This is a genomic window from Motiliproteus sp. MSK22-1 (genome assembly GCF_001968815.1).
Lineage (GTDB): Bacteria > Pseudomonadota > Gammaproteobacteria > Pseudomonadales > Balneatricaceae > Motiliproteus.
The window spans coordinates 197,735-210,709 of sequence record NZ_MIEQ01000022.1 but is presented as its reverse complement, the minus strand read 5'-3'; the positions used below and the strand labels follow the sequence as shown (position 1 = coordinate 210,709).

The window sequence follows — 12,975 nt, the reverse complement described above, 5'->3', positions numbered from 1 at the left end:
ATTATGTCTTACTCAAATATGCTGTTATTCGGGATCTATCCCTACGTTGCGATCGTTATCCTGCTACTGGGTAGCTGGGTGCGTTTTGATCGCGAGCAATACACCTGGAGATCTGGTTCCAGTCAGCTGCTTCGCAACGATTTACGCGTTGCCAGCAACTGCTTCCACGTTGGTGTTATTTTTGTACTACTGGGACACTTTGTCGGTCTGCTGACACCCGCAGCCATTTACCATCACTTTATCTCAACCGAAGCCAAGCAGCTGCTGGCTATGGTTTCCGGTGGTATTTTTGGTCTGATCTGCCTGTACGGTCTGGTTGGACTGCTGAAGCGTCGTATGACTGACCCACGTATCCGTGCGACCAGTTCTATGTCCGATATCGTTATCCTCTGGTTGCTGTTAATTCAGCTGCTTTTAGGTTTGGCGACTATCTTCGCTTCTGCCGGGCATATGGACGGTTCAGTGATGGTTCTGCTGGGTACTTGGGCCCAGAGCATCGTCACCTTCCAGATCACTGACGCTGCAGTCGCCATGGAACCTGTAGGACTGATCTACAAGCTTCATGTATTCTTCGGCATGACCCTGTTGCTGGTATTCCCGTTTACTCGTCTGGTTCACGTCATCAGTGCCCCAGTCTGGTACCTGGGTCGCAGCTATCAATTGGTTCGTCAAAAAACTCACCGCTAGTATCAACAGGTTGAAACAGCTGGATTTCATACCGATGAGATCCAGCTTTTCCGCCCCAGATGAACAACGTAAAATGTTCATTCTGATGATAGGTTAGTGGAATTCTGAAGATTGAAGCAGGCCCTTGTTTTATGACTCACCGGGTCCTGCTCTTCTCTATTAGTCTTACCAAGTCAGCATCTTTGCTTTTATTGCAATGTTGCAAATAGCCCTGTATCCAGATAAAACATATTTGAACGACAGCCCATTCTTCAGGATACCGACGTACTGACACGGAGGTTACCCGATATGAAAAAAAACCAATGAATACTCTTCAAATGAGATCCAGTTAACCGAACTCAAGTTGTTTAAACAACTCGGCTGAGATAATTAGCAAGTCTTATTCGAAGAATAGTTATTGAACAACTGTTATTGAAGTATCACCTCGATTTAAAGGTCGCATTATGTCTTGTCCAAGCATCCCAAAAGCTCCTGAAGCTCCCGAGACACCCACAGCTGACGTACCTGCCATTAAGGTCAACGGTGTCGTAATCAGTGAAGAGGCGATTTCCAAGGAAGTTGAACACCATCCGGCTGAATCCCTCCAGTATGCTGTCAACAAGGCAGCTGAAGCGCTGGTTATCAGAGAACTATTACTTCAGAAAGCACGGGCTGAAGGGCTTGGCGGTGACGGAGATATAAGCTCAGAAGACGAGGAAACACTGATCAGCACTCTGCTTGATCAACAGATCAGCACCCCTAAAGCCAATGAGAGTGACTGCAAAGCCTACTTTGAGGCCAATCGGGAGAAATTCAAAAGTCCGGTTTTGTTGGAAGCCAGCCATATACTGCTCGCAGCGGCCCCCGACGACGACGAAAAGCAAATAGAAATGAAAGCTCTGGCCGAAGAACTGATAGCAACCCTCAAGTCCCAACCAGAGCAATTCGCAAGCCTGGCGCAACTTCATTCTGCCTGCCCCTCCAAGGATATAGGCGGTAGCCTTGGTCAACTCAGTAAAGGCAGCACCGTACCAGAATTTGAAAAAGTCATGTTTGCAGCAGCTGAGGGACTGTTTGATAAGCCGATTAGCTCCCGCTACGGCTATCATGTATTGAGAGTCGATCATCGGGTGGAAGGAGAACCTCTACCATTCGAAGCAGTAGAAGACAAAATATCTCACTACCTCGACCATCAGGTCTATCGCAGAGCAATCAGCCAGTATATCGGTATTCTCGCAGGGGAAGCTGAAATCGAAGGATTTGATATCAACGCTGCCGATTCTCCTCTCGTTCAGTAATGAAGAAACACAGAGAGTAGCTATTGATTCCGAAGAACTCAATCTCAGGATACAAACACCTGTAAACCCATACCATGAAAGCAATCAACGCCATCAGGACTCAGAACGACAACTCTACCGGAGCACTCCCGCTGATATACTCCTGCTCCGGATGTTCTAATATTGCTCAACTGGCCAATCAAGTGGCTATTGAGCTCTTTCGTGAAGGACAAGCGGAAATGTCCTGCATCGCAGGCGTTGGCGGAGGGGTAAAAAACCTGGTGAAGGTCGCCAAATCAGGGCGACCCATCATTTCACTGGATGGCTGCCCCCTCCACTGCGTTAAGAACTGTCTTAACAATCATGGAATCGAATCAACATACCACTACACCCTGACTAAATACGGGATAAAAAAACGGCCAAATCTGGACTTTGATCCCGTAGATGTGAAAAGAATCAAAGCAATAGTGGTGGATAACCTGGTCGGTAGCAGTGCTTAACGGGCTGTTTTACTATTGATTGTCCGGATATGAATAACCCGGATACACATAGCCCGGAAACCAACTGTCATCCAAGCAGGTCTTTAATAGCAAAGAATCAGGAAGAACAGCATTATGAGCATTAATATTTCCAACTATGAGAAACTGCTGGAAGCCGCGGGACAACAGGCTGAACCCCAGCGAATACTCTTCGTGTTTACCAAAGCGGAACTTCCAGAGGATGCTGACGAAGAGGAAATCGCACGATTTAAGGAAGGACAGGGTGGTGCCTTAACTCCGGTAATGTGCGTAGACAAGTCATTGAATGAGCTCAGTGACTTCTCATCCCTGATAGAGGAATCAAAGAAAACAGGCCAGGAATGGGATGTGATTTTTGCTGCCTGCCAGGCCGGACGGAACGGTGTCATGCCAACGACCGAAGAAGCGCAGCAGCCTATGGCCATGATGGTCGAATCAATACAGCAAGGAGGGGTTGCACGTTTTCTGGCCTTTGATCGAGACGGTAATACATTACACATTGATACCCCCAGATAGATCCGTTGAAAGATTCGTTGATGGTGAGTGGCTGATATCGGTAAATTCTGAAAAATGCTCCGGTAACAACAGCTGCGTATTAACATTTATGTAACGACATTTGTGTAATAAACAGTCGCGACCAGATCTCTAACGGATATCAGCTTGTTGTGAACCTGACCTGGATAGACAATCATCTATCGCACGTGACTTAGTTAAGAATTTCAGCACGGTTGTAGAATTTACCTCTTTTGGTTTAGGTCTCCTTTTGCCCCCTTCCTGTTAGCTCTGGAGGCCTGAACCACCCTTCATCCCACTGTGTTTTGCTGCTAACCTATTTCTTGTACCACTAACCTAACCAGGTTTTATGTTTAGTTCTTATTTTGAGTTGTTCCCCTACCGACGAAGGAGGTTCTATGACCACAATGGGTTCCAAAGAGCTGACTTTCTCAATAATCGGTGCATTTATCAGCACTTTGATTGCTTCCTTTTTCAGTCTTTCCATTCTGACTGAAGAAGGGCTGCCGATGATCCTGGCTTCCACCGGTGCTTCTGCAATGCTCATATTTGGAATGCCTCACGCCAGCGTATCCCAACCTTGGAACCTGATAGGAGGACATTTGATATCTGCCGCTGTCGGGGTCAGCTGTTACCTGTTTATCAGTAGCGAATTATTGGCTTCATCTCTGGCAATCCCCCTGGCAATGCTTTTCATGCACTGGTGTCGTTGCATACACCCTCCCGGCGGCGCAACAGCAATTACGGCCGTAATCGGCGGAGCCAACGTACATGCCCTTGGCTACGGCTTTCTTATTCTCCCGGTTTTTCTTAATTCTATTATCTTACTTTCATTTGCTATGGCCATTGGCACCTTTCGAGCTCAAAACCCCTTCGAAACCCGCTAGGCTCCTCATCGTTCCACTAAAGCAAGCACGTAAAATTGACAACCCTGCCGCTTCCAGAAAAACCTGTTCTGCAATATCTTTACAGTCTCTCTGTTAGCTCCTATAACTAATACTGTCCACAGGACCGTTAGACTTAAGGTCGAAGCGAATCCTCAGTTAGATAATTGCCCTTTCCTTCATTGAGGAAATGGCAGACATCCTAGGAGGCAACATGAGTAATCAAATTTCACAGTATATCAGTGAGCTACTGGCAAGCGATGGAACAGGTGATTACAGCTGCGATATGGTTAGCTCATCTGTACATCAGGTACATGCTCCTATCCCCACAGAGTTATTTCACGAGTTAAAAGCCCTGTCGGCAGTCTACAAGCGAGATTCAAACTGTGTAGCTGGAGACCTGCTGACTATTGCGCTAAAAGAGGCGCTGTCGAGCCTGCCTGATAAAGTTAGAAATAATATTCGTAAAGCCAGAGAAGAATACGAACAGGATGAAGTCGCGCACTTGATGGAAGCTGCCGAATATGATGCGGGAGGCACCTAGTCTAAACATAATATCAGGGGTAGCTCCCTCACCGACTCACTTGTCACAGACGCAAAAAGGACTTCATAGTGCGACTGAATTCAGCCCTGCTTTGGGCGTTTACTACGGTTTTTATTTCAACATCCATAGCGGCTACTATCGTTCCGCACAGGACCGGGGCAACTGACTTTGTAGTAGAGGAAATCGCCAACAATCTCGGCGTCCCCTGGGGAATGGCCTTCTTAAGCGCTGAGAAAATACTCATTACAGAGCGTAATGGAAGTATTAAATTGCTGAACCCTGAGACCGGATTGCTCACCCCCATACAGGGTAATCCCAAAGTACTTGCGAATGGCCAGGGAGGGCTGATGGATGTGGCCATTCCACCGGACTACAGACCCGGTGGTTGGATCTATTTTACCTACACTAAAAATATTCAGGGTCAGGGTGTCACGACCCTTGCGCGATCTCATTTATCAGGAGACAGATTAAACAACTGGCAGGATATAGTCATTTCCAGTTCAGCCAGCTCTGCTGGACGACACTTTGGCAGCCGAATTACCTTCGATGGCCAGGGGCATCTGTTTTTTACCATTGGGGATCGAGGAAAACGAGCCAACGGACAGGATCTCAGTACCCATGCCGGTTCAGTACTCAGAGTTAACCTTGATGGTAGCGTAGCGACGGATAATCCTTTTATCGGCCAGAGCAACAGCCTACCGGAAATATGGAGCTACGGTCATCGTAACCCTCAGGGCATCGCCTACGATAGACAGAAGCAACGGCTTTGGTCAATTGAGCACGGTCCACGGGGAGGAGATGAGATAAACCTGATAGAACCGGGCAACAACTATGGTTGGCCAGTTATTTCCTATGGAAAAGAGTACTGGGGACCCATAGCTGTCGGGGAAAGCACTGAAAAAGAAGGAATGGAACAACCAATTAAGGTCTACATACCTTCCATCGCCCCAAGCAGCCTGATTCTTTATTCAGGCAAAGCCTTTCCTGACTGGAAAGGAAACTTGCTGGCGGGCGCTTTAAAACTCCAGCACATCAATCGAGTTGTCGTGGATGACTCGGGGAAAGCAATAGCCGAAGAGCGCCTGCTGACATCCCTGAAAGAGCGTATTAGAGCATTAGCAGAAAGCCCCGAAGGTTGGATTTACTTTTCAACCGACAGTGGACGCATTCTGCGGATTCGCCCCTGATGTACCGCATATAATTACTCATTTCTCCAGAACACCGTTAAACTCAGCAGCCTTTCGTTCCACCACAGGACAGAAAGATAGAGAAATCGAGTCTATGGAGATATCCTTTTTCAGTGCTATTCTTCTGGTTTTCGTTGGTCTGATTGCTGGAGGCATCAATACCTTGGCAGGAGGCGGTTCAAATCTGACCCTCCCCGTATTGATGACGCTAGGAATGTCACCAGAAATAGCCAATGCAACCAACCGGGTTGGCGTAGCTTTGCAGTCAGTAGCTGGAGCACTGGGATTCAGGGCAAACGACAAACTGCCGAGCGAAGATATAGGCCCCATTCTTCTGCCGACTCTGGTTGGAGGCTTAGCGGGTGCTGTTGCAGCCTCTTTTGCTCCAAGCTGGGTATTAAAGCCGCTGTTGTTGGGTAGCATGCTCACCATGGCCCTAATCATCCTGGTTCGCCCTTCTGTTGTTTGCCCTCCCGCTGGAACACCCTCTTACAGAGTGGCCGAACGTCCCTCATCCTGGTGGTGGCTTGGCATCGCTGGCTTCTATGGAGGGTTTGTACAAGCCGGGGTTGGTTTTATTCTTTTAGGAGCGTTAGCCGGCACTCTGCGATACGACCTTGTAAGAGCCAATGCACTGAAGCTTGTCTGCTCTCTGGCATTTACGGTGGTGGCGCTAATGGTCTTTGTCGTACGTGATCAAGTCTTGTGGCTGCCAGGATTAATACTGGCAAGCGGAACAATTATTGGAGCCCGGTTAGCAGTCAAATTCGCCCTTGTAGCAAAACAACAGACCCTAAAGTGGTTTTTATTTGTAATGACTCTTTGCGGCTGTATTGCTGCGCTGACCTTCTAATCCGCTGAAAAATCACCCGATCAGATGCATACTTATAGGTATCGGTCTTACAGGGGCGAAAACCAGTGACAAAAGAAGCTCAATCCCCTCGCTATCAACCTCTGCAGTCTTATGCACTGTTTGGTGGTGTAAGCGACGATGAACTGCCAGTCATTGAATCATTGCTGAAAACAGAGCACTTTGCTACCGGTGAGTATCTTTGCCACCAGGGAGATCCGGGAGACCGGTTGTTCCTGATCCTGTCTGGTTCAGTAGAAATACTCAGCGAGTCTGCCAACGGAGAGCTTACCTGCCTGGCAGTCAGGAAACAGGGCGAAAGTATTGGAGAAATGACTCTGATTGATATACAAAATCGCTCTGCATCAATCAGAGCCCTGGAAAAAGTGACCGTGCGGTCACTCTCTCATTTTGATTTGCAACAGCTTTATGAAAGCCATCAACAACTGTTTATCCTGATTATTATGAATATCGCCCGGGAAATCAGTCGTCGCTTGAGAACAATGAACGCTCTGCTTTGTTCCGCGCTATATGATCAAAAAATCCCATAGCTGCCAACCTTCAGTTTATTCATATCAAATCTAAAGCGGCTCGCTTACCCATATAAAAAATTCAATGTTGAACAACTGACATATTGATAATCACTGAATCAAAAACACTTTTACATATACACCGGGGCTCACAAGGATTTCATTTTGGATATCTACTCACCTTTCCCCCGATCACCTCGCTGGGTTTAAGATGATAAGTACAGTACTTATTATCTGAAACTACGCTCAATTACTCAGATTTTTGATCTATGTCTAGCGACGACCAATAGTCATCCGAGTTTGTTCTGGACTTTTGTATTGCAAATATAAATAATAACCATTCTTATTATACTGTTGCCTGTGCACACACCTGTAAACTATGTCAGTCAGTTCACTTAATGCGCTACCACAATCTCTCGGTAACTACTGGCGCCAACTCGCTTATAGAAACCGTGCAGCAGAAGTCTGTCTGTACGTTCTGTTAGCCAGTGGTTTACCACTGTGGAGCGGTTTTGATCTACCTTGGTTTGCCGCTCGGGTTTTACTGTTTCTTCACTGTTTTTCGGGCCTGATTCTGTTCCCGGTGTATGTTGTGCCATTCTGGTTCAGCCATCGACGCCTTCTCCGCAATAGCAATAAACCTCTACTGAAAGTTACCGGTCAGTTACTCGATCTACTGTTACTGCTCAGCACAGTCAGTGGTTTCTTTCTGCTACTGGTTGGTAATCGCGGGGAATTTATCGGTTGGGTTAACCACTATACACACTTGATTACCGCTCTTCCCCTCGGGCTCTTATTAATGCGCCATGCTGCCCGCTGGTCTGTATTACGCCCTTTATACGGCCTTCCTTACAGACTCCTCTGCCGCCTGTTTCTTAATCGCTGATGTATTGCCAATGATCATTACCCGAATTCCCATTTTCTTTAGTCTGCTGGCCCTGCTGATTCTCTCTTTGTGGGTAAACCAAAGCAGTCTTGCTGCAACCAGCAGCGGATCAATCCAGGCTTCTAGTGATGGTAATGTTCTCTACACCGCCAACTTTGATGCCGGTAGCCTGACGCGCACCAACCTCTCCGAGATAGAGGATCAGATTGAAGTCCAACTCGGAAAAGATATCCGCCGTCTGGCAGTGAGTGATGATGGAAAAGTACTCGCCGCCTCTGATTACCTGTCAAAAACAATCTTTTTACTGGATGCACAAACCCTTGAAATCCGTGCACAGGTGGCAACAGGTCGTCGTCCCTTCGCGATCGCCTACGATGGTAAACACTCTCTCTTTTGGGCCACCATCTTCGAGGACGGACAGTTAATAGGCTTTGATCATAAGGGCAAGATCCAACACCAGCTGCAAACAGCAGAGACCCCTCGCGGCCTCGCCTTGACCGATGACAACAGGTTGTTGGTAACCCATGCTCTGACCGGTGAACTGTCGATTTACGATATCAGCGCCACTCCCCCCCGGCTGACTCGAACTATCGAACTGAAATCCACCCAGAAAGAGGATGAATTTTCCTCTCAGGGAGTCCCTCGCCTGCTGGACGATATTGCAATTAGCCCGGATGGTTCAGAAGCCTGGCTACCTCACTTGCTATGGAATCTGGACCATCCGTTCCAGTTTCAATCAACAATTTTTCCTGCAGTCTCAGTTGTTGATCTGACCCCCGGAGCAGAGGCAGAAAAAACAGACCTGCGCAAAGAATTATTCCGTCAGATAAATATTGTCGATAATGCTAATCATACCCGCATTGTCAGTAACCCTCACGATGCGGAATTCTCTGCCAACGGCAAGCGCCTGTACGTTACTCTTGCTGGTAGCGAAGACCTGATGGTGGTTGACCTCTCACGTCGATCCAGCGGCGACAAAAAGAAACGTAGCAAACGACGAAAGGGTAAAAAATCCAAAGGAGGGGCTCAGGTTACTCAAATCCTCCGCCACCTTCCCGGAGATAATCCCAAGGGGCTGGTTGTCATCAACGACGACATCTATGTTCAGAATGCTGTCAGTCAGGATATCACCAAAATTGATAACGGTGGAAACAGCACCTTTGCCCGCGCAACAGTAAAAAACCACCCCTTTTATAAGACGGTTAAGAACGACCCTCTGAGCCCGCAGCAACGTCTGGGGGTTCAACTGTTTAACAACGGCAACAGCGATAAGTTTGCTGACGGCCCCATGGCCGGAGATTTCTGGATGAGCTGTAACAGCTGCCATCTGGATGGATTTAACTTCACCAATCGTTTCCTTATGGCTGATGGCCGCACAGGGAAAAATAAGTTCGAAGACGCCGTAACTGGTCACAGAGATATTATCAAAATGTTTGCCGGAGCCCCTGAAAGCGCACTGGCCGATGTTATTCAGAAAACTCAGGGAGGCATGGGAGCCGATGATGGCAACCAGGAACTTGACCCCATTAATCCCCAACTGTTGTCGCTTCCACTTCAGGAGCGGATGCAAGCTCTAATGAGCTACATTACCGCTGCTGAAAACCTCCCCTTTCTTTCAACCTGGTTAAGATTGGAAGGTAATGGCAAAACAGCCCATAAATCAGAATGGCTTAACTCTGCATCCTGTGCAGAATGCCATCCAGCTATCTTCGATCAATGGGCAAATTCAAACCATGGAACGCTGATGGACCACCCCTACTACCGCTTTCAGGAAAACTATGCCGCGCAGCAGGAAGGAGAAGAGTTCCGTAATCTTTGCAGGGGTTGCCATATGCCCCAGGCCCTTCTGAGCGGTGAAGCAATGCCCCAGTCTGCCATGGCCAATATGCATGAAAAAGACGGAGCAAGCTTAAAAACAGCATTGTCACAAGGACGCCCCGTTGTTGAAGCAGGAACCGGGTGCCTTTTTTGCCACCGTATCGTCAATGCTGAGAACGCTGGCGGTAACGCCGATTTAACGGTAAACATTGAAACAAGGTCTGACTATCTGTTCGAAGGTAGCAACAATATGCTCACGGAATGGCTGGCAAATCGAATGATCAATGCCAAGCCAGCAGCTCACAAAGCTACTTATAGCAATCCGGAGCTCTACCAGGATTCTCTCTATTGTGCGACCTGTCATAACGAGTTTACTTCTGGCCCTGGAGCTGAAGTCAATGACAACTATGGTGAATGGCTCGCATCATCATTTAACAATCCCCAAAACCCCGAGCAGCATAAGAGCTGTATTGACTGCCATATGCATGCGGACATTGAACGCATCGGCGACCCTATCCCCGGACGTTCAACAACCGGTGGGTCCATAAAGGAAAATGTACGTACGCACCATTTTGTCGGAGCAAACAATTCTCTAGTAGGCTTGCGCAGTGAAGAACATAAGGGGCTCAGTGAAGCCTTACTGAAGTCGGCGGCCAAACTGGAGACTAAGATTGAAAATAATCAGCTGGTTGTCACCGTCAGTAACGTAAATGGCGGTCATAAACTTCCCGGAGGCGCACGGCGTCAACTATGGCTGGAAGTTACGGTAACCGACAAAAATCAGCAGACCGTTTTTACCAGTGGGCACCTTGACCCAGATAACCGGGTGCCCAAAAACGCTCGGAAATTCCATAAGGTCAGTGGTGATCGACACGGTAATAAAGTGGGATTGAGTTTTTGGCGTTACGAAAAGATGCTCAAAGACACCCGTATCCCGGCAGATGGCAGCCGAGACGAACGTTATCTCTTACCCGATAATTTGATCTACCCGCTGGATGTCAAAGTTCGATTACTGTTCAAAGCATTCTCCAAAGGTCTGACCGATAAAGTACGGGCAGCTTTTCCCGATGAGAATATTCCTTATGCTCCCATTGTGGAAATGACTGCGATTACAAAGCGTATTGAATCCTCGGCAGTTAAGCTTGTTGCCCACCAGCCAAAACAATAAATCGATTTTAAGCTGTAAAAAGCGACCTGAAAAACCGGCCCAAACAGAACCGAAATACCGCAGCAGAAGTCATTTATTGATTTTTATGGAGCAAAAATGAATAAATGACTTAGATCATGAATCGTATCAGTGGTCTAGACAGCTAGAAAAAGGACTGATAAAGTCGAATCTAGTAGCTCAGATATAGAGCAGTAGAATTAATGTAAAGGTAGAGGGTGGTATGGATACCCCATTGAAATCACTGCAGAGAAAAGTCATTGACGCCTATTCAGAGGGTCTGGACTTTAATCAGTTTTATACTCAAATCGCACCAACCGGTACGTTACCAAAGAACGAATATCTCGCCTTGGAATCTAACGGTTTTGGCCATATTCCTGAAGCCGCAGCAAACGTCCTTTGGCAAACAACCCTAGGGGTTACGGTGTCCAAAGTTCGTTAGCCCCCCCGTAACACCTCAACTGAGAAGAAGACCTCTTTGGCAAGATATTTGGAGACGTTGTTATGGAAAACAGAGCTATGGAAAACAGGTACTTGGAAAGCAAAGTTACGGAAAACGATGACTTAGAAGCCAGGGTTATAGACACCTTGAAGTCGAATTCGTCACTACGCCCCTCCCCGCTCGTACGTGCCCTAAAAGATCGTCTTGAGTATCAGTGGATTGTCGCAGACGATCACGAGCAATGGGAACTTCGTTTTTTATTTCAGCTGGTTGAATTCAGTAAAACCCGCTTCAGAATCAATATCACAATGGTCGCCAATCGTGATGGAAATCCCCAGGACCAGCAGCATTCGGCCTACCTGGAGCTTAACAGCGATGACGGGGAATTATCTCTCAACTGGTCTTCCTCTGTAAAAAACAGTATTACGGAAGCTTTTTTTCAACTCAAGGGCATATACCCCTTAAATCAACTAATTACAGATATCGTAACCGCCTTAAACCCTCATAAGGTAAAAGTAATGTTCCCGGAAATAGGTACACTTCTGCTAAAGTCTGCCGCGCCCGTTTCAACACCATCAAGCAGAATTGCCTTTAGAGGTGCTCGCTGAAACCCTGTCCTGGCACCCCGCTTACTTATACTCTGCAATTGTGTTTCAATGAGGTTCATTGAGGTATATCATTTTTTGGACTTCCGATTTTACCATCACCGCACGTTTTACATCTTACTTATGAGCGAGGCTTTATGCGCCCTTTCACTATATTTCTACTGAGCTTGTTTCTTTACGGTTGTCTGGACAATGACAATGCAGCTCAGGGTCCCTGGGAAGGTATGCTGGTTAGCAATGGCACTGCGGTAAGCATCGGTACGGTGTATATCGGGGACAATTACATTGATCTCTCCAACATTGGCGAACGATACAATCAACTGTCCTTTGAAAGTGAAGGGAACAAAGTATTGTTTAGCCGAAAAGCCAGTATGCGAACTGAGGGCGATGTCGCTCTTTCAGGCAACTCCCTTCGCTATCCTAACGGTACCATTAAGTTCTCAACAAAAAACGCTGCCAGAATGGAAATTAACAAAATTCAGGGCTTTATTGAGCTAACAAGATCATGACAGTGCAGCCGCTGTATTAATCCTGATCGGAAAGAAACTACTGATGCACCGAAAAGCACTCGAATGGATCGTTAACTTACTAGAAAGCAAGCAAATACCTTTTCAGGTTTGTGGTGGTTTGGCTGCCATAGGCTATGGTTCAAAACGCCCCTTGAATGATATTGACCTTTTTGTGCCCGGAGAACGATTCCAGGAAGTGGCAACGGCTGTTAAGGAACGAATATCCAAACCCGCTGGCCACTATTGTGAAGAAGGCTGGGACCTTGAATACCTGCAGTGTAAGTACGAGGGCTGTAAAGTAGAAATTGGCAATGCTGACAACACCAAAATACTCAACTCAACCCATGGCAGATGGGAAACACTGAGAATAGACTTTTCTGACACGCAACATAAAACCATCTTTGGACTGGAAATACCTTTGATGAGCCAGGCCAACCTGATTCGCTATAAAAGTGTTCTAGGCCGCCCGGTCGACCTTCAGGATATTAAAGCCATGAATGCTTATACAGCTCTCTCCATACTCCCCTGAAGACAAGCAAATCTCTTACTTGGAATATATCCAAACCCTTCACTTAAGCTTA

General features: G+C 47.1%; 15 protein-coding genes. All 15 read left to right on the top strand.

Translation table 11 applies throughout. From position 1 onward, the window contains the following. Positions 1 to 3 precede the first annotated feature (3 nt). A complete protein-coding gene (gene narI / locus BGP75_RS04200; protein ID WP_076715491.1) occupies positions 4 to 687 on the top strand; it encodes a respiratory nitrate reductase subunit gamma in 684 nt (227 codons plus the stop codon). 443 nt (positions 688 to 1,130) lie between these two features. After that, a complete protein-coding gene (locus BGP75_RS04195) occupies positions 1,131 to 1,964 on the top strand; it encodes a peptidylprolyl isomerase (protein WP_083704610.1) in 834 nt (277 codons plus the stop codon). 74 nt (positions 1,965 to 2,038) lie between these two features. After that, positions 2,039 to 2,443 (top strand): putative zinc-binding protein, encoded by a 405-nt coding sequence (locus BGP75_RS04190; protein WP_076715488.1) that lies wholly within the window; start codon positions 2,039 to 2,041, stop codon positions 2,441 to 2,443. Positions 2,444 to 2,557: 114 nt separating this feature from the next. Next, entirely contained in the window at positions 2,558 to 2,977 is a 420-nt protein-coding gene (locus tag BGP75_RS04185) for a ribonucleotide reductase subunit alpha (protein ID WP_076715485.1), read from the top strand. 395 nt (positions 2,978 to 3,372) lie between these two features. After that, on the top strand, positions 3,373 to 3,861 hold the full coding sequence (locus BGP75_RS04180; protein ID WP_076715482.1) for an HPP family protein: 489 nt from the start codon (positions 3,373 to 3,375) through the stop codon (positions 3,859 to 3,861). Between the two features lie 211 nt (positions 3,862 to 4,072). Continuing rightward, a complete protein-coding gene (locus BGP75_RS04175) occupies positions 4,073 to 4,402 on the top strand; it encodes a hypothetical protein (protein WP_076715479.1) in 330 nt (109 codons plus the stop codon). Between the two features lie 68 nt (positions 4,403 to 4,470). Then, positions 4,471 to 5,589: a PQQ-dependent sugar dehydrogenase gene (locus tag BGP75_RS04170; RefSeq protein ID WP_198939264.1), complete on the top strand. Its 1,119-nt coding sequence runs from the start codon at positions 4,471 to 4,473 to the stop codon at positions 5,587 to 5,589. A gap of 94 nt (positions 5,590 to 5,683) precedes the next feature. Then, positions 5,684 to 6,442 (top strand): sulfite exporter TauE/SafE family protein, encoded by a 759-nt coding sequence (locus BGP75_RS04165; protein ID WP_076715476.1) that lies wholly within the window; start codon positions 5,684 to 5,686, stop codon positions 6,440 to 6,442. A gap of 65 nt (positions 6,443 to 6,507) precedes the next feature. Beyond that, positions 6,508 to 6,990, top strand: a complete 483-nt coding sequence (locus BGP75_RS04160) for a cyclic nucleotide-binding domain-containing protein (RefSeq protein WP_076715473.1) — start codon at positions 6,508 to 6,510, stop codon at positions 6,988 to 6,990. Between the two features lie 358 nt (positions 6,991 to 7,348). Beyond that, entirely contained in the window at positions 7,349 to 7,855 is a 507-nt protein-coding gene (locus BGP75_RS04155; RefSeq protein WP_076715470.1) for a hypothetical protein, read from the top strand. Positions 7,856 to 7,865: 10 nt separating this feature from the next. Then, entirely contained in the window at positions 7,866 to 10,841 is a 2,976-nt protein-coding gene (locus BGP75_RS04150) for a cytochrome D1 domain-containing protein (protein WP_076715467.1), read from the top strand. Between the two features lie 220 nt (positions 10,842 to 11,061). After that, positions 11,062 to 11,280 (top strand): hypothetical protein, encoded by a 219-nt coding sequence (locus BGP75_RS04145; protein WP_076715464.1) that lies wholly within the window; start codon positions 11,062 to 11,064, stop codon positions 11,278 to 11,280. 62 nt (positions 11,281 to 11,342) lie between these two features. Then, complete coding sequence (locus BGP75_RS04140; RefSeq protein WP_076715461.1) at positions 11,343 to 11,888, top strand: hypothetical protein; 546 nt, start codon at positions 11,343 to 11,345, stop codon at positions 11,886 to 11,888. Positions 11,889 to 12,022: 134 nt separating this feature from the next. Next, positions 12,023 to 12,394: a hypothetical protein gene (locus BGP75_RS04135; protein WP_076715459.1), complete on the top strand. Its 372-nt coding sequence runs from the start codon at positions 12,023 to 12,025 to the stop codon at positions 12,392 to 12,394. Positions 12,395 to 12,437: 43 nt separating this feature from the next. Beyond that, positions 12,438 to 12,923 (top strand): hypothetical protein, encoded by a 486-nt coding sequence (locus tag BGP75_RS04130; protein WP_076715456.1) that lies wholly within the window; start codon positions 12,438 to 12,440, stop codon positions 12,921 to 12,923. Positions 12,924 to 12,975 lie beyond the last annotated feature (52 nt).

Excerpts from the sequence above, each read along its gene's own strand:
- narI (WP_076715491.1), top strand. The coding sequence starts at position 4 with ATGTCTTACTCAAATATGCTGTTATTCGGGATCTATCCCTACGTTGCG.
- BGP75_RS04195 (WP_083704610.1), top strand. The coding sequence starts at position 1,131 with ATGTCTTGTCCAAGCATCCCAAAAGCTCCTGAAGCTCCCGAGACACCC.
- BGP75_RS04190 (WP_076715488.1), top strand. The coding sequence starts at position 2,039 with ATGAAAGCAATCAACGCCATCAGGACTCAGAACGACAACTCTACCGGA.
- BGP75_RS04185 (WP_076715485.1), top strand. The coding sequence starts at position 2,558 with ATGAGCATTAATATTTCCAACTATGAGAAACTGCTGGAAGCCGCGGGA.
- BGP75_RS04180 (WP_076715482.1), top strand. The coding sequence starts at position 3,373 with ATGACCACAATGGGTTCCAAAGAGCTGACTTTCTCAATAATCGGTGCA.
- BGP75_RS04175 (WP_076715479.1), top strand. The coding sequence starts at position 4,073 with ATGAGTAATCAAATTTCACAGTATATCAGTGAGCTACTGGCAAGCGAT.
- BGP75_RS04165 (WP_076715476.1), top strand. The coding sequence starts at position 5,684 with ATGGAGATATCCTTTTTCAGTGCTATTCTTCTGGTTTTCGTTGGTCTG.
- BGP75_RS04155 (WP_076715470.1), top strand. The coding sequence starts at position 7,349 with ATGTCAGTCAGTTCACTTAATGCGCTACCACAATCTCTCGGTAACTAC.
- BGP75_RS04150 (WP_076715467.1), top strand. The coding sequence starts at position 7,866 with ATGATCATTACCCGAATTCCCATTTTCTTTAGTCTGCTGGCCCTGCTG.
- BGP75_RS04145 (WP_076715464.1), top strand. The coding sequence starts at position 11,062 with ATGGATACCCCATTGAAATCACTGCAGAGAAAAGTCATTGACGCCTAT.
- BGP75_RS04140 (WP_076715461.1), top strand. The coding sequence starts at position 11,343 with ATGGAAAACAGAGCTATGGAAAACAGGTACTTGGAAAGCAAAGTTACG.
- BGP75_RS04135 (WP_076715459.1), top strand. The coding sequence starts at position 12,023 with ATGCGCCCTTTCACTATATTTCTACTGAGCTTGTTTCTTTACGGTTGT.
- BGP75_RS04130 (WP_076715456.1), top strand. The coding sequence starts at position 12,438 with ATGCACCGAAAAGCACTCGAATGGATCGTTAACTTACTAGAAAGCAAG.